This is a genomic window from Salmonella sp. SA14318, assembly GCF_029866905.1.
GTDB classification, from domain to species: Bacteria; Pseudomonadota; Gammaproteobacteria; order Enterobacterales; family Enterobacteriaceae; genus Salmonella; species Salmonella enterica.
Genome location: NZ_CP123282.1, coordinates 629,960 through 645,085, shown reverse-complemented (window position 1 = coordinate 645,085; position 15,126 = coordinate 629,960). Strand labels below are relative to the sequence as shown.

The 15,126-nt window shown below is 52.8% G+C and carries 17 protein-coding genes; 11 read left to right on the top strand and 6 right to left on the bottom strand.

The window, feature by feature from the left end; all coding sequences use genetic code 11:
- The first annotated feature begins 314 nt into the window (after window positions 1-314).
- The 9 genes from yqjA to QEN32_RS03065 all read left to right on the top strand — a co-directional run bounded on the left by yqjA (window position 315) and on the right by QEN32_RS03065 (window position 5,104).
- Window positions 315-977 carry a DedA family general envelope maintenance protein YqjA gene (gene yqjA, locus QEN32_RS03105; protein ID WP_000422141.1) on the top strand — a complete coding sequence of 221 codons (663 nt, stop codon included), beginning with the start codon at window positions 315-317 and terminating at the stop codon, window positions 975-977.
- Window positions 978-980: 3 nt separating this feature from the next.
- Window positions 981-1,364, top strand: coding sequence for an EnvZ/OmpR regulon moderator MzrA (gene mzrA / locus QEN32_RS03100; RefSeq protein WP_000917516.1), 384 nt, complete (start codon window positions 981-983; stop codon window positions 1,362-1,364).
- Between the two features lie 144 nt (window positions 1,365-1,508).
- Window positions 1,509-1,877, top strand: a complete 369-nt coding sequence (locus QEN32_RS03095) for a DUF1090 domain-containing protein (protein WP_000877297.1) — start codon at window positions 1,509-1,511, stop codon at window positions 1,875-1,877.
- A gap of 41 nt (window positions 1,878-1,918) precedes the next feature.
- The gene (locus tag QEN32_RS03090; RefSeq protein ID WP_000031219.1) at window positions 1,919-2,224 is read left to right on the top strand and encodes a YqjD family protein; all 306 of its coding nucleotides are present in this window, start codon (window positions 1,919-1,921) and stop codon (window positions 2,222-2,224) included.
- 2 nt (window positions 2,225-2,226) lie between these two features.
- Window positions 2,227-2,625: a phage holin family protein gene (locus QEN32_RS03085; protein WP_000785626.1), complete on the top strand. Its 399-nt coding sequence runs from the start codon at window positions 2,227-2,229 to the stop codon at window positions 2,623-2,625.
- Window positions 2,622-2,921: a YqjK family protein gene (locus QEN32_RS03080; RefSeq protein WP_000095496.1), complete on the top strand. Its 300-nt coding sequence runs from the start codon at window positions 2,622-2,624 to the stop codon at window positions 2,919-2,921. Before QEN32_RS03085 ends, QEN32_RS03080 begins: the two co-directional genes overlap by 4 nt.
- Window positions 2,922-3,168: 247 nt before the next feature.
- Window positions 3,169-3,561, top strand: coding sequence for a DoxX family protein (locus tag QEN32_RS03075; protein WP_197400319.1), 393 nt, complete (start codon window positions 3,169-3,171; stop codon window positions 3,559-3,561).
- A gap of 67 nt (window positions 3,562-3,628) precedes the next feature.
- Window positions 3,629-4,615 (top strand): glutathione S-transferase family protein, encoded by a 987-nt coding sequence (locus QEN32_RS03070; protein WP_023217464.1) that lies wholly within the window; start codon window positions 3,629-3,631, stop codon window positions 4,613-4,615.
- Window positions 4,616-4,738: 123 nt separating this feature from the next.
- The gene (locus tag QEN32_RS03065) at window positions 4,739-5,104 is read left to right on the top strand and encodes a DUF805 domain-containing protein (RefSeq protein WP_000384139.1); all 366 of its coding nucleotides are present in this window, start codon (window positions 4,739-4,741) and stop codon (window positions 5,102-5,104) included.
- A 38-nt stretch (window positions 5,105-5,142) separates the two neighbouring features.
- Here the strand turns inward: QEN32_RS03065 and yhaJ are convergent, their stop codons facing one another.
- Entirely contained in the window at window positions 5,143-6,039 is an 897-nt protein-coding gene (gene yhaJ, locus QEN32_RS03060; RefSeq protein WP_001041026.1) for a DNA-binding transcriptional regulator YhaJ, read from the bottom strand.
- Window positions 6,040-6,143: 104 nt separating this feature from the next.
- Here yhaJ and QEN32_RS03055 point away from each other — a divergent pair, with 104 nt between their 5' ends.
- Window positions 6,144-6,845: a pirin family protein gene (locus QEN32_RS03055; RefSeq protein WP_000633554.1), complete on the top strand. Its 702-nt coding sequence runs from the start codon at window positions 6,144-6,146 to the stop codon at window positions 6,843-6,845.
- Between the two features lie 23 nt (window positions 6,846-6,868).
- Entirely contained in the window at window positions 6,869-7,033 is a 165-nt protein-coding gene (locus QEN32_RS03050; protein WP_000039324.1) for a hypothetical protein, read from the top strand.
- 112 nt (window positions 7,034-7,145) lie between these two features.
- Here QEN32_RS03050 and QEN32_RS03045 read toward each other — a convergent pair whose 3' ends face one another.
- The 5 genes from QEN32_RS03045 to tdcD form a co-directional block, all read right to left on the bottom strand.
- Window positions 7,146-8,456 carry a serine dehydratase subunit alpha family protein gene (locus tag QEN32_RS03045; protein ID WP_000463070.1) on the bottom strand — a complete coding sequence of 437 codons (1,311 nt, stop codon included), beginning with the start codon at window positions 8,454-8,456 and terminating at the stop codon, window positions 7,146-7,148.
- 25 nt (window positions 8,457-8,481) lie between these two features.
- Window positions 8,482-9,813 (bottom strand): amino acid permease, encoded by a 1,332-nt coding sequence (locus tag QEN32_RS03040; RefSeq protein WP_000443189.1) that lies wholly within the window; start codon window positions 9,811-9,813, stop codon window positions 8,482-8,484.
- Between the two features lie 314 nt (window positions 9,814-10,127).
- A complete protein-coding gene (tdcG, locus tag QEN32_RS03035) occupies window positions 10,128-11,492 on the bottom strand; it encodes an L-serine ammonia-lyase (RefSeq protein ID WP_265321933.1) in 1,365 nt (454 codons plus the stop codon).
- 69 nt (window positions 11,493-11,561) lie between these two features.
- Window positions 11,562-13,856, bottom strand: coding sequence for a formate C-acetyltransferase (gene pflB, locus QEN32_RS03030; RefSeq protein WP_265321932.1), 2,295 nt, complete (start codon window positions 13,854-13,856; stop codon window positions 11,562-11,564).
- A gap of 33 nt (window positions 13,857-13,889) precedes the next feature.
- Entirely contained in the window at window positions 13,890-15,098 is a 1,209-nt protein-coding gene (gene tdcD / locus QEN32_RS03025; protein ID WP_023205496.1) for a propionate kinase, read from the bottom strand.
- Window positions 15,099-15,126 lie beyond the last annotated feature (28 nt).

Here is a 15,126-nt window from a genome sequence, read left to right as displayed (position 1 = left end):
CTGCCGCGGCGCTCGGTCAGCGTAAAGTATAAAGTGTCAGCCTGTGTAAATCCTCTCGCCACCCTCCCTTGCGATAAGCAAAATCAAAGCTCAACGACGCGTAATTTCTATAACGGACTTCGTTGACCTTTGTTACAATTAGATGCATTTTGAATTTTTGTGTGTTAGTGCTTGCTTACTTCACAACTTGACAAGGAATAGTTCAGGCCGCGAATTTGCCGTTTCCGCAACGCTGATAAAAACTCCAACTCTGTTGCGGCAGTGCAAACCTCAGATCACCGGCGTGACGTTAACCGATTCTCCAGGAATACTGAATGGAACTACTGACTCAATTGCTGAATGCCCTGTGGGCTCAGGACTTTGAAACACTGGCCAATCCTTCCATGATTGGCATGTTATATTTTGTGTTATTTATGATTTTGTTTCTGGAAAATGGGCTGCTCCCTGCCGCCTTTTTGCCTGGCGACAGCCTGTTGATCCTGGTCGGCGTGCTGATCGCCAAAGGCGCGATGGGTTTTCCACAAACCATTTTGCTGCTTACCGTCGCGGCCAGCCTGGGTTGCTGGGTGAGCTATATTCAGGGCCGCTGGCTGGGGAATACCCGCACCGTGCAAAACTGGCTCTCTCATCTCCCCGCACATTATCATCAACGCGCCCATCACCTTTTCCATAAACACGGCCTGTCGGCACTATTGATAGGCCGTTTTATCGCGTTTGTCAGAACGCTGCTGCCCACCATTGCCGGCATATCCGGCCTGAATAACGCGCGCTTTCAGTTCTTCAACTGGATGAGCGGCTTGTTGTGGGTGCTTATCCTGACGTCGCTGGGCTATCTGCTGGGCAAAACGCCCGTCTTTATGAAGTATGAAGATCAGTTAATGTCATGCCTGATGCTGCTGCCCGTGGTGCTGCTCTTTTTTGGCCTGGCGGGTTCACTGGTCATGCTGTGGAAAAAGAAGTATGGGAGCCGGGGATAACTTATGCTTAAACCACGCATAACTGCCCGACAACTTATTTGGATCAGCGCTTTTCTACTGATGCTGACCATACTCATGATGACGTGGTCAACGCTGCGTCAGCAAGAGTCGACGCTGGCCATTCGCGCGGTTAACCAGGGCGCCAGTATGCCAGACGGCTTCTCAGTTCTGCATCATCTGGATGCGAACGGCATTCATTTTAAAAGCATTACGCCTAAAAATGACATGTTGCTCATTACCTTCGATTCCCCTGCGCAAAGCGCCGCAGCAAAAACAGTGCTTGATCAAACGTTACCACACGGTTATGTCGTCGCTCAGCAGGACGATGACAACGAAACGGTACAGTGGCTGTCCCGCTTACGGGAAAGCTCACACCGCTTTGGCTAATCTCCAGGAATCCGAATCATATCACTCACTTTGGTGATTTCATTGTTTAATGACTATGATTAATAAAGCGGTGTTTAACCCACCGCGTTATTATCGGGATCACCGCCCCGGACAACGGGTCCGAACATAAGGGAAAGTTCAGGAATGAAATACCGCATCGCTTTGGCTATCACGCTTTTTACACTTAGCGCCGGTAGCTACGCTAATTCGCTTTGTCAGGAAAAAGAGCAGGATATACAAAAGGAAATTAGCTACGCTGAAAAGCACAACAATCAGCGCCGTATTGAGGGTCTGAACAAGGCGCTCAGCGAAGTACGCGCCAATTGTACTGACAGCAAGCTGCGCGCCGAGCATCAGAAAAAGATCGCTGAGCAAAAAGAAGAGGTAGCCGAACGCCAACGTGATTTAGCCGAGGCAAAAGCAAAAGGCGATGCGGATAAAATAGACAAACGTGAACGTAAGCTGGCCGAGGCTCAGGATGAGCTAAAAAAACTTGAGGCCAGAGACTACTAAATTAACGCCGAATGTAAATACTCACTCACCTGGAGAAAACTATGTCGAAAGATAACACTACGGAACATCTGCGCGCTGAGTTGAAATCCCTGACCGATACGCTTGAAGAAGTGCTGAGCTCTTCGGGCGAAAAGTCGAAAGAAGAGTTGAGTAAGATTCGTAGCAAAGCCGAGCGCGCGCTGAAAGAGAGCCGTTACCGCCTGGGCGAAACGGGTGATGTGATTGCCAAACAGACTCGCGTCGCCGCCGCCCGTGCCGATGATTATGTGCGCGAAAATCCCTGGACAGGCGTAGGCATTGGCGCCGCTGTCGGTCTGGTGTTGGGCGTACTGCTGACGCGTCGTTAATTATGGCGGACTCTCGACAGGCACAAGGACCAGGCAAAAGCGTACTGGGTATCGGGCAGCGGATTGTCACCATTATCGTTGAGATGGTGGAAACCCGGCTGCGACTGGCGGTAGTAGAACTGGAAGAAGAGAAAGCGAACCTCTTTCAGCTTTTGCTGATGGTAGGCCTTACCATGCTCTTCGCGGCGTTTGGCTTAATGAGCCTGATGGTTTTGGTCATCTGGGCTATCGATCCTCAGTACCGTTTGAACGCGATGATCGCTACCACTGTTGTGCTGTTAGTGCTTGCGCTAATCGGCGGCATCTGGACTTTGCGCAAAGCGCGTCAGTCCACGCTATTGCGCCATACGCGGCACGAACTGGCTAACGATCGGCAAATTCTGGAGGACGATCAGTCGTGAGCAGCAAAGGCGAACGCGAAAAACGTAAAGCGCTGCTTCTCAGTCAGATCCAGCAGCAACGGCTGGATCTGTCCGCCAGCCGTCGCGACTGGCTGGAGACCACCGGTGCGTACGATCGCGGCTGGAATACGGTGTTAAGCCTGCGCTCCTGGGCGCTGGTCGGTAGCAGCGTAATGGCCATCTGGACCATCCGTCATCCTAATATGTTGGTACGCTGGGCGAAACGCGGCCTGGGTATCTGGAGCGCCTGGCGCCTGGTAAAAACTACCCTCCGTCAACAACAGCTCCGCGGTTAATATCTTTTCTTTTATAGCATCGCGCCATCAGGTTATCGCCCGATTACACCTGGTGGCGCGATACTTTTATGCATATCGTCTCTTTATCAATCACTCAAATTTTTTGAAAAAATCTGGCAATTTTCCTTGCTAACAATTCCTGTACGCCACGTTTATGATTCTCTCCAGCGATAACAATGACGCGCTAAACCGCGCCATTGCTCATGAAAATAGCAGCAGCAGCCGAATCGGCCTCCTGGAGAATAAAATGAAAAAATTAGAAGATGTTGGTGTACTGATAGCGCGTATTTTAATGCCAGTTCTGTTTATTACCGCAGGATGGGGAAAAATTAGCGGCTATGCGGGCACACAACAGTATATGGAAGCGATGGGCGTACCAGGATTCCTGCTGCCGCTCACCATACTGCTTGAGTTCGGCGGCGGTCTGGCGATTCTGCTGGGGTTCCTCACCCGCACCACTGCGATTTTTACCGCTGGTTTTACGTTGCTGACGGCATTGATCTTCCATAGCAATTTTGCAGAAGGTGTAAACTCGCTGATGTTTATGAAAAACCTGACCATTGCCGGCGGATTCTTATTACTGGCGTTAACCGGGCCTGGCGCGTTCAGCCTTGACCGTCTGCTGAATAAAAAGTGGTAAGCAATCTATACTCAATTAAAAAAGCGAGGGAATAGCGCCTCGCTTTTGTCATCTGAAGGAGAGAGACATGGGACAACTGATCGATGGCGTCTGGCACGACACCTGGTATGACACCAAATCTTCCGGGGGGAAATTTCAGCGTTCAGCGTCGGCTTTCCGCAACTGGCTTACCGCTGACGGCGCGCCCGGACCTTCCGGCGAAGGCGGATTCGCCGCAGAAAAAGATCGTTACCATCTGTACGTTTCCCTTGCCTGCCCCTGGGCGCATCGCACGCTCATTTTCCGTAAACTGAAAGGTCTGGAGCCGTTTATTCCGGTTTCCGTCGTGAATCCATTGATGCTGGAAAACGGCTGGACGTTTGATGATACTTTTCCGGCGGCCACCGGCGATACCCTCTATCAGCATGAATTTCTCTACCAGTTGTATCTGCACGCCGATCCACACTACAGCGGCCGCGTCACCGTACCGGTCTTATGGGATAAAAAAAATCATACTATCGTCAGCAACGAGTCCGCCGAAATCATTCGTATGTTTAACTCCGCCTTCGATGGGCTGGGCGCTAAAGCCGGGGATTACTATCCCCCCGCGCTGCAAAGCAAAATTGACGAGTTAAACGGCTGGATTTATGACAACGTTAATAACGGCGTTTATAAAGCAGGCTTCGCCACCAGCCAGCAAGCGTATGATGAAGCGGTAGAAAAGGTATTTACTGCGCTGGCGCGCCTGGAACAGATTCTCGGACAGCACCGCTATCTGACGGGCGACCAGTTGACCGAGGCGGATATCCGCTTATGGACGACCCTGGTACGCTTTGATCCGGTTTACGTGACTCATTTCAAATGCGACAAATACCGAATCAGCGACTACCTGAATCTGTACGGTTTCCTGCGCGATATCTATCAAATACCGGGCATTGCTGAAACCGTTAATATGGACCATATTCGTCACCACTATTTCCGTAGCCATAAAACGATTAACCCCACGGGTATCATTTCCATCGGACCGTGGCAGGATCTGCTCGAACCTCACGGGCGCGACGTACGCTTTGGCTAATTTCAGGCGTCCTCCGGGACGCCTTATTAATAAATACCACAAATATTTACCAACATTTCATTCGCGGCTATTCTTAGTTTGATTACTTTAAAAACAAGTGATTGAACCATTATTGAGGCGAAAATGGATTGGTATTTAAAGGTTTTAAAAAATTATCTGGGATTTGGCGGCCGCGCGCGACGCAAAGAGTACTGGATGTTTATTCTGGTCAATATCATCTTTACCTTTGTGTTGGGCCTGCTGGACGCCATGCTTGGCTGGCAACGCGCCGGGGGTGAAGGCGTTCTGACCACCATTTACGGCGTTCTGATCTTTTTACCGTGGTGGGCCGTGCAGTTCCGTCGTCTGCATGACACTGACCGCTCCGCATGGTGGCTACTGTTGCTACTTATCCCCATTATCGGCTGGCTTATCATCATCGCGTTCAACTGCCAGAATGGTACGCCGGGCGACAACCGCTTCGGCCCCGATCCGAAACGTTTTTCCTGATGGCGGCGCGGCGCCGCTTTTAAAGCGCCGCGCGCTATTTATTTTCCGGCGAATAGCTTAGGTATTTCCCGCAGGCACCAGGCTTTTGCCTCCCCCATACTGTCGCGCCGCCAGGCCATAATAATATCGATTTCGCTGGTCGATTCCGGGCTGACCACGCGTAGCCGCCCTTCGGCAATATCCTGTTCCACCATCGAATATGGCATAGTCGCGACGCCAAGCCCGGCCAACAGCGCCTGACGTTTATCTTCAATCGTGCTTACCGTCAGACGTGGCTGCTTATCCAGCAGTTGCACCGTTAATACCGGCCGCTCGCGCGCGGTATCCGCTACCGCTACGCCGCGGTATTTAACCCGCGTCACTTCCGAAAGCGGCTCCGGCTCCTGATGAATAGGGTGGTCAGGCGCGGCGACATACACATTCATTAACGTATACAACTTACGGGAGTTAATTTCCGACGACGATCGAAAATGCATATCCGGGGCGATAACGATATCCGCCCGTCCCTGCTCAAGCCGCTCCCATGCGCCAGCCAGTACTTCGGTAATCAATGAAAGCTGCGTATTGGCTTTAGCGGCCAGCCGGTCGATCAGCGGAAAAAAAGCAGGCGTCGGTACCAGAGCTTCAGTGACCAGCGTCAGATGCGTTTCCCAACCGCGGGCCAACGCTTCAGCATCCGTCGTTAACTTGTCTGCCGCTTCCAGCAATACCCGCCCGCGTTCCAGCAGCATACGTCCGACGTTGGTGAATTTTGTACGATGGCCGGAGCGATCGAACAGTACAACGTCCAACTCTTCTTCCAGCTTCTGCATGGTGTAACTCAGCGCAGAGGGCACCCGCCCCAACTCATCAGCCGCTGCGGCAAAACTGCCCCGGCGGTCAATGGCGTCCATCACACGCAATGCTTCAAGCGTCAGCGCTCTCTCTTTAGCCATAACGTTCTCATTCAGGAAATTTGAACATACCGGGCAGAATATCTGGCTAACAATGCAGCGTCCAGCCCCTTAACATAAAAGGAAGTAAAGAGAGGTTAATAACGATGATTACGACCCGAACCGCCAAACAATGTGGACAGGCAGACTACGGATGGCTACAGGCCCGCTATACCTTCTCCTTTGGACACTATTTCGACCCTACACTGCTGGGCTACGCGTCGTTGCGCGTACTGAACCAGGAAGTGCTGGCGCCGGGCGCCTCTTTTCAGCCTCGAACTTATCCAAAGGTGGATATTTTAAACCTGATTCTGGACGGCGAAGCGGAATACCGCGACAGCGACGGCAACCATGTACAGGCTAAAGCGGGCGAAGCGTTACTGCTTGCCGCGCAGCCGGGCATTAGCTACAGCGAACATAATCTCAGCAAAGTTAAGCCGTTAACCCGAATGCAACTGTGGCTTGACGCCTGTCCTGAACGGGAAAACACGCTGGTACAAAAAATCCCACTCCTGGCGGCGCAACAACAGCTTCTTGCCTCGCCCGACGGTGAGCAAAACAGCTTACAACTGCGCCAACAGGTCTGGGTACATCATATTACGCTGGAGAAAGGCGAATCGCTTAATTTCCAGCTTCACGGGCCGCGCGCCTATTTGCAGTCGATTCACGGTACGTTCCACGCGATGACGCACAACGAAGAACGCGAGGCGTTAACCTGCGGAGATGGCGCATTTATTCGTGATGAACCTAACATTACGCTGGTTGCCGATACGCCGCTGCGCGCATTACTGGTAGATTTACCGGTGTAGTCAGCCAGAAAAGGAGTCACAAGATGAGCAAAAAATCGGCGAAGAAACGTCAGCCCGTGGTAAAACCTGCCGTACAGGAGGCGATGAGCGCCGCTGTGCCGCTGGGCTATGAAGAGATGCTAACCGAACTGGAAGCCATCGTGGCGGACGCCGAAGCCCGGCTGGCAGAAGAAGAGGCCGCAGCCTGAAATCATGCCGGATGGCGACGCAAGCGCCCGATCCGGCTGATAACAGATAGACCCGATAAGCGCAGCGCCATCGGGCAACACGCTGCCCCGACGACATGCCGGGGCGTGATTATTAATGCGCTTTACTGGCCATAATCTCGATGATCTGCTTGTCTGTCTGCTGCATTGAGCGACACGCCAGCGAACACAAATTCGCAATAGATTGTTCGACATTGTGCGCCACAATCCCTTCGTTTCCGGTCACCGCCGTATCATCCAACGCCATCAGTACGGCTTTCCACGCCGCCGACGCGCTGGTAGAGACTTTCATCGCACAGCTATTCGACGCGCCATCGCAAATCATCCCGCTGACATCACCAATCATACTGCTGATAGCCATTGCGATAGTGTCGTAACGACCATCTATCAGCCACGCCATACCCGCTGCCGCGCCCATCGCCGCCGTAGTTGCCGCGCACAGCGCCGACAAACGCGGAAGCTGATGGTGAATATAGATAGCGCTCAAATGCGATAACATTAGCGCGCGCGCCAGGCGCTCGTCATCGGCGCCGACATGTTCAGCAACCACCATGACTGGCACCGTGGCGGTAATCCCCTGGTTGCCGGAGCCGGAGTTGCTCATCGCGGGCAACGTGGCGCCGCCCATTCTGGCGTCTGACGCCGCGCTGGTACGGATCAAAATCGCCGTGGAGAGATCTTTCGCCAGCAGACCGCGATCGCACTGTTTGGCCAGCGTCGAACCAATATGCAGCCCCCAGGAACCACGCAAGCCCTCCTGCGACAACGCGCCGTTTAGCCTGGCCGCATCCAGAATAAAGCGGATAGCGTCAAAGGGCACCGCATTCACAAACGCCAGGATCTCTTCCAGCGAGGTATGAGACAGCACTCCCAGTGGCGAGGTTTTTTCTTCTTCCTGCGCATTATCGGCCTGGGTAAATACCACGCCCTTGTCGGTTTCTATCCGCACAATATTTGTATGATCGCCGACGATCGTGACACATGCCCAGCTATCGCCGCTATACACTTTCGCCCGTGAAAACAGGATATCGTTACATGGCTCCTGCAACATCACTGCAACATGTCCGGCGGCCAGCATCGCTTTTGCATCGGCAACGGCTTTAGCGGAAGCGTCTTTTAACACCTCCAACCCGGCTTTCGCATCACCACCCAACGCACCAAGCGCCGCGGCGATCGGTAGCCCTACCATTCCCGTTCCTGGAACGGTAACGCCCATACCATTTTTCATCAGATTAGGCGAAACCCACGCGTCAATGCGTTCAACTGTGCCGTCAAGTTCAGCCGCCGCCGCCGCTGCTGCCAGCGCCAGTGAAATTGGCTCAGTACACCCCAGCGCCGGTTTTACTTCTTCCTGTACGGCCAGGATAAAACTTTGCCACAATGGATTTATTTTAGATTCAAACATAACAACAACCTTAATCTCAGGTATATCAAGAGAATGCCAGGAACGGAGAAACGCATAGCAGCAGACCGGTAATAATAATCAGGTACAACGAAGCGCCTTTATATTTGTGCAATGCGGGAACCTTGTAGACCAACCATGCCGGAATTAAACAGCCCACCATACCGAAGATAGGGCTACAAATAGAGGTGAAGCTCAGTACCGGCGCGTTGAGCACAATGGCGCTCCAGGCCAGCAAAATAGCGAAAATCATAATGCCGCGCTGTACCAGATTTTCCTTAATCTTCTCGGCGGGCATTTTGCGGCGCAGGATATTCATCACAATGCCTTGCGTCGCTTCGCGGAATCCTAAGTAAACGCCAAAGAAGGCGGTCATGACGGCAAAGATGTTCAGAATTACGCTAACCACTTTGACCCAGCCAGCGCCATCGCCGCTAATAAATTGCGCGGCGATCGCCAGGGCGGAAATATTCTGCTCATAGGCTTTCACCGCTTCGTCATGCCCCATCGCCAGGGTGAAGGAAACCGCATAGAAAAAGACGGTAACGAACAGGACGCCAAACGCGATATTCATGGCGCGCAGCGCTTTATGACGTGCGACCTCAATAGATTTTTCGCGTGAACGGTAAGAGATCACCATTGGGCTTAACGTCTGGATAAACAAAATCGAGGTCAGCGTAAATGGCAGGGTAATAATGGCGTTTTTAATCAGCAGGGCCATCGGCGGCAGCGCGCCAATGTTATACAGATGCCACATACCCACCATAGAGACGCCCAGCGCCGCCACTACCAGTAGCTTGGTCAGCACCATGCCGGTGGAGATTTTGAACAGTAATTTTTCACCGCGTGAGGAAATCGCCACCAGGATGCAGATCAGCACCAGACCATAAAATGGACTATCGGAAAGTAATCCTTCCGTTACGCCGAAAGTATGCAGATAAGAGGCGCTGTCGTTAGTAATCGCCGTAGAATAGACGAACATCCAGATGACGAGCATCACAAAGTACAGCGCGCCTAATAAAATACCCCAGTTTTTGCCCAGATAGCCGCTGATCACGCTGGGGTAGTCTTTACATTCCGGGGATTCCGCCAGCGTATTAATAAACAGCCGCTGGAACAGGTACATGGCCGGATAACCAATAATAGAAGAGAGTAAAAAGACCCAAAGTCCCATCAGGCCAACCTGGACAGGAAGAAAAACGATCCCTGCGCCGATCGCCATCCCGATACTCATAATGACCCAGCCGGTGTCGGTACTATCAAATTTGATGGCTTCACGCCATTCGCTTTCTGTCATCCCTGCCCGACGCGCCGGGGCTGATGCGTCGAGGATTACGCTGGTATTACTAGCCGATTCCATAAAATTCTCGCTCAATGTGTAGGTAGAGGTTTTTTTATTTTTCGTGCCGCAGCAAGGCGATATGCAGAACGTGAGGTGCAGGTACTTTCTTGTAATAAGAAAATCATACGCGCACGATAAGAGAAAAACTTACCAATAAAACACCTGTATTTCTTGTGGGTTAAGAATTCTTTTCTATTTACTATTGGTTTAATGTTGTTATTTTCTCTATTTGACGCACATCACAACAAAAAAGGGCGCACTTTAGTGCGCCCTTTTCTCAGCTTCTGTCTTCTGCGTTATCCCATAGCCTGCTCACTCTGCGCCTGTCGGGCCTATCCACAAACGACTTTAATCGCCAGACCGCCGCGCGACGTCTCGCGATATTTGTCGTTCATGTCTTTACCCGTTTCGTACATGGTTTCGATCACTTTATCGAGCGAAACCCGCGGTTCAGAGGTACGGCGTAGCGCCATTCGCGCCGCATTTACCGCTTTAACGGCGTTAATCGCATTACGTTCAATACAAGGGATTTGTACCTGACCCGCCACCGGGTCACAGGTGAGGCCAAGGTTATGCTCCATCGCAATTTCCGCCGCAATACAGACCTGCGCCGGGCTGCCGCCCAGCAGTTCTGTCAGCCCCGCCGCCGCCATCGAACACGCGACGCCAACCTCACCCTGACACCCCACTTCCGCGCCGGATATCGAGGCGTTCATCTTGTACAGCATGCCAATCGCCCCCGCCGACAGCAGATAGCGGGCGATAGAGTTGGCATTGACCGGACGACGGAATTTGTCGTAATAGGCCAGCACCGCAGGAATAATGCCGCACGCGCCGTTGGTCGGCGCGGTGACCACTCGCCCGCCCGCCGCGTTCTCTTCGCTCACGGCCAGGGCGAACATGTTAATCCAGTCGATGACGTTCATCGGATCGCGGGAGAGATTATCGCTGGAGACCAGCAGACGCCGTAACGCTACCGCGCGGCGTGGAACGTTCAGCGGCCCCGGCAGCACGCCCTCAGTATTCATGCCACGTTCAATTCCGGTCGCCATCACCTGCCAGATGCGGGCAAAGCCAGCGTCAATCTGCTCTTTGCTCCGCAACGCCAGTTCATTTTGCATCATCAGGCCGGAAACCGAGAGCCCCTGCCTTTCACACAGCGTCAACAGTTCGCTGGCGGAATGAAAATCATACGGCACCGATTTTTCTACGTCGTGCGACTGGCCAAAGCGTTCCTCTTCGACAATAAAGCCGCCGCCAATAGAGTAATACGTTTTGTGTAAAAGCGGCGTTTGCCCGTGCCAGGCGGTAATTCGCATACCGTTTTCATGGCGCGCCAGGGTTTCAGCGTGAAAGAGAATACTGTCGGCGACGGGAAAATCCACCACATGCGCGCCACCCGCCACCGATAAACGGCTGCTGCGGGCAACCTCCTGGATAAACGCCGGAATGCTATCAATATTGACATCCTGCGGCGTATTGCCCGCCAGGCCCATAATGATGGCGGTATCGGTCGCGTGGCCTTTGCCCGTCAGCGATAGCGATCCGTAAAGATCAACCGTGATGCGCGTCGTTCGCGGCAGGTCGCCGCTGTCGATCAGCCGATCGATAAAACATATTCCTGCATTCATTGGCCCTACGGTATGGGAGCTTGAAGGTCCAATGCCAATCTTAAAAATATCAAATGCGCTAATCATATCTCCCCCTAAGATTACCGTTCAGTGAAGATCCGTCGCGGGGCGATCCACACGATCGCCCCGTTCACGTTACATCGCCTGAGTAAAGGTGCGCGAAATAACGTCCTGTTGCTGCTCACGAGTCAGCGCATTGAAGCGCACAGCATAGCCGGAAACGCGGATCGTCAGGTTCGGGTAGTTTTCCGGATGTTCAATCGCATCCAGCAACATTTCACGGTTCATGACATTGACGTTCAGATGCTGCCCGCCTTCTACCTGTGCTTCATGATGGAAATAGCCGTCCAGCAGGCCGACCAGATTGGTTTTCCGCACCGCATCTTCTTTCCCGAGCGCCGCAGGCACAATCGAGAAGGTGTACGAAATACCGTCTTTGGCGTAGGTAAACGGCAGTTTCGCCACCGACGTCAGCGAGGCTACCGCTCCTTTGCGGTCACGACCGTGCATCGGGTTCGCCCCCGGCGCGAACGGCGTTCCGGCGCGGCGTCCATCCGGCGTATTGCCAGTCTTCTGCCCGTACACGACGTTCGAGGTGATGGTCAAAATGGACTGCGTCGGCACCGCATTGCGATACGTCGGCAACACGCTAATTTTTTGCATAAAGCGTTTCACCAGGTCGCAGGCGATGCTGTCCACGCGCTCATCGTTGTTGCCGTACTGCGGATACTCGCCTTCAATAGCAAAGTCGATGGCAAGGCCGTTTTCGTCGCGGATCGGCTTCACCTGAGCGTACCTGATGGCGGACAGGGAATCCGCCGCCACCGACAGTCCGGCGATGCCGCACGCCATCGTCCGATACACATCACGGTCGTGCAGCGCCATCAGCGAAGCTTCATAGCTGTACTTATCGTGCATGTAGTGAATGATGTTCAGCGCGCTAATGTACTGCACCGCCAGCCAGTCCATAAAATGGTCGAGGCTCTCCATTACCGTGTCGTAATCCAGCACCTCATCCGTTAACGGCGCGGTTTTCGGCCCAACCTGGATTTTCAGTTTCTCATCAACGCCGCCATTGATAGCGTACAGCAACGTTTTGGCAAGGTTGGCGCGCGCTCCGAAGAACTGCATCTGCTTACCGATGACCATCGGGCTGACGCAACAAGCGATGGCGTAATCGTCGCTGTTAAAGTCGGTACGCATTAAATCGTCGTTTTCATACTGCAAAGATGAGGTCACGATGGAGACCTGCGCAGCATATTTTTTGAATGCCACCGGCAACGCTTCAGACCACAGTATGGTCAGGTTCGGCTCCGGCGCTGGCCCCATCGTGTGCAGGGTATGCAGATAACGGAAGGAGTTCTTCGTCACCAGCGTGCGGCCATCGAACCCCATCCCGCCAATAACTTCGGTGGCCCAGATCGGATCGCCGGAAAAGAGCGAATCAAATTCCGGCGTGCGCAGGAAGCGCACCATGCGGATCTTCATGATGAAATGGTCGATCAGTTCCTGCGCCTGCTGCTCTGTCAGAAGGCCCGCGTTGAAATCGCGCTCAATGTAGATATCAAGGAACGAGGCGGTTCTTCCCAGCGACATTGCACCGCCATTTTGCGATTTTACCGCCGCCAGATAAGCGAAGTAGAGCCACTGTACCGCTTCCTGCGCGTTCCGCGCCGGGCGGGAGATATCATAGCCGTATTTCGCCGCCATCTCCTGCATTTGCAGCAGCGCGCGACGATGCTCCGCCAACTCCTCACGCAGGCGAATCGTCGCCTCAAGATTCTGTCCCTGCTCCAGATTCGACTGCAGATCGGCGAATTGCAGCTCGCGTTCGCGCACCAGATAACGGATGCCATACAGCGCGACACGACGATAATCGCCAATAATGCGCCCGCGACCATAACCATCCGGCAAACCGGTTAATACGCCGGATTTACGGCAGCGCAGCATATCCGGCGAGTAAACATCGAATACGCCCTGATTATGGGTTTTCCGCAGGTCGGTAAAGGTATATTCAAAATCGGCGTCCATTTCGCGGCCATAAGCGTGGAATGAACTTTTGATCATGTTAACGCCGCCAAACGGATGCAAAGCGCGTTTAAGCGGCTTATCCGTTTGTAAACCGACGATTTTTTCCAGCTCTTTTTCAATATACCCCGCATCGTGCGCGGTAATCGTCGTCGCGATGTTGGTATCGAAATCCACCGGCGCATGGGTCGCGTTCTCGATACGTATTCCCGCCATCACCTTTTCCCACAACGCCGTGGTCGCTGGCGTCGCGTCGGCGAGAAAAGATTCATCCCCCTCATAGGGCGTATAGTTATGCTGAATAAAATCACGGACATTAATTTCTTCTTTCCAGTCCGTACCTTTAAAATCACGCCATGCTTCGGCATACAGCATATCGCTGGTATCGATATTTACCTTCATGAAAAATAATCTCTCTACAGAACAGCCGTTAAGTTATGCAAATTCCACTGGTGCTTTCACGTTGCCTAAATGAATGGCATCAAGGGCAATCATTTTCTCTTCATTCGTGGGAATAACAGCGCAAATAACCTGAGAAGGGTTAGCGGAAATAATGCGCTCGCCGTGAGAATTCGGCTGCTTATTCATTTCAACGTCTAACGTAAGCCCCAGCACGCCCAGATGTTCAATGACCAACTGGCGAATTAATACTGAATTTTCACCAATACCGCCGGTAAAAATAATGCCATCCAGCCGATGTAACGATGCCGCGTGTCCGGCAATGTGACGGGCGATACGGTGGACAAACGTTTTTATCGCTAACCGGGCGCGCTCATGTCCTTCGTGCCAGGCTTTTTCCAGGACTCTAAGGTCGGATGACAAACCGGAGATGCCGAGCAAACCGGACTCTTTATTCACCACTCGCTCCAGATCGCTCAACGTCTGCCCGGTTTCTTTGGCTATCCACGCCATCGCGCCGAAATCAACGTCGCCGCTGCGAGTGCCCATCATCAGCCCCTCAAGCGGCGTCATCCCCATTGAGGTATCCACGCTCTGACCATTGCGTACCGCGCAGATAGACGCCCCATTGCCCAGATGCGCGACAATCAGACCCGAGTTTTTTTCATCGAGGTCAAGCAGTTCATACGCGCGCCGCGAAACATAGCGATGCGACGTACCGTGAAAGCCGTAGCGACGCACACCCAGGCTGGAAAAATATTCCCACGGCAATCCGTATAAATAGGCTTCCGGCGCCAGCGTCTGGTGGAAACTGGTATCAAATACCGCCACCTGACACACGGCCGGGAAAAGGTGCCGCGCCGCGTCAATGCCGCTTAAATTAGCGTAATTATGCAGCGGCGCTAAAGGCGATACCCGACGAATATTATCGATAATCTCATCGGTAATAATGACGGACTGCGTAAATAGCTCTCCGCCGTGCGCGATACGGTGGCCAATTAATGCCACGCTATCCGTTAAATCACGTTTTTCCAGCTCAAAGGCAATGGCTTTTAACGCGTCCTCATAATTAGAGTGCGCGAGGTTTATCGGCTTATCGCCATTAATAGATAAAAAGGCGTTTTCAGTATTCATTCCATCTGCTATTCCCGCCATTAAAACATCACAGGTAGCGACATCCAATACAGAGAATTTGATAGAAGATGATCCGCAATTAATGACCAGAACGACCGGAAATTCATTCATGTAGTGCCTCCGTCGATGTCAGCCTGCG

Excerpts from the sequence above, each read along its gene's own strand:
- yqjA (WP_000422141.1), top strand. The coding sequence starts at position 315 with ATGGAACTACTGACTCAATTGCTGAATGCCCTGTGGGCTCAGGACTTT.
- mzrA (WP_000917516.1), top strand. The coding sequence starts at position 981 with ATGCTTAAACCACGCATAACTGCCCGACAACTTATTTGGATCAGCGCT.
- QEN32_RS03095 (WP_000877297.1), top strand. The coding sequence starts at position 1,509 with ATGAAATACCGCATCGCTTTGGCTATCACGCTTTTTACACTTAGCGCC.
- QEN32_RS03090 (WP_000031219.1), top strand. The coding sequence starts at position 1,919 with ATGTCGAAAGATAACACTACGGAACATCTGCGCGCTGAGTTGAAATCC.
- QEN32_RS03085 (WP_000785626.1), top strand. The coding sequence starts at position 2,227 with ATGGCGGACTCTCGACAGGCACAAGGACCAGGCAAAAGCGTACTGGGT.
- QEN32_RS03075 (WP_197400319.1), top strand. The coding sequence starts at position 3,169 with ATGAAAAAATTAGAAGATGTTGGTGTACTGATAGCGCGTATTTTAATG.
- QEN32_RS03070 (WP_023217464.1), top strand. The coding sequence starts at position 3,629 with ATGGGACAACTGATCGATGGCGTCTGGCACGACACCTGGTATGACACC.
- QEN32_RS03065 (WP_000384139.1), top strand. The coding sequence starts at position 4,739 with ATGGATTGGTATTTAAAGGTTTTAAAAAATTATCTGGGATTTGGCGGC.
- yhaJ (WP_001041026.1), bottom strand. The coding sequence starts at position 6,039 with ATGGCTAAAGAGAGAGCGCTGACGCTTGAAGCATTGCGTGTGATGGAC.
- QEN32_RS03055 (WP_000633554.1), top strand. The coding sequence starts at position 6,144 with ATGATTACGACCCGAACCGCCAAACAATGTGGACAGGCAGACTACGGA.
- QEN32_RS03050 (WP_000039324.1), top strand. The coding sequence starts at position 6,869 with ATGAGCAAAAAATCGGCGAAGAAACGTCAGCCCGTGGTAAAACCTGCC.
- QEN32_RS03045 (WP_000463070.1), bottom strand. The coding sequence starts at position 8,456 with ATGTTTGAATCTAAAATAAATCCATTGTGGCAAAGTTTTATCCTGGCC.
- QEN32_RS03040 (WP_000443189.1), bottom strand. The coding sequence starts at position 9,813 with ATGGAATCGGCTAGTAATACCAGCGTAATCCTCGACGCATCAGCCCCG.
- tdcG (WP_265321933.1), bottom strand. The coding sequence starts at position 11,492 with ATGATTAGCGCATTTGATATTTTTAAGATTGGCATTGGACCTTCAAGC.
- pflB (WP_265321932.1), bottom strand. The coding sequence starts at position 13,856 with ATGAAGGTAAATATCGATACCAGCGATATGCTGTATGCCGAAGCATGG.
- tdcD (WP_023205496.1), bottom strand. The coding sequence starts at position 15,098 with ATGAATGAATTTCCGGTCGTTCTGGTCATTAATTGCGGATCATCTTCT.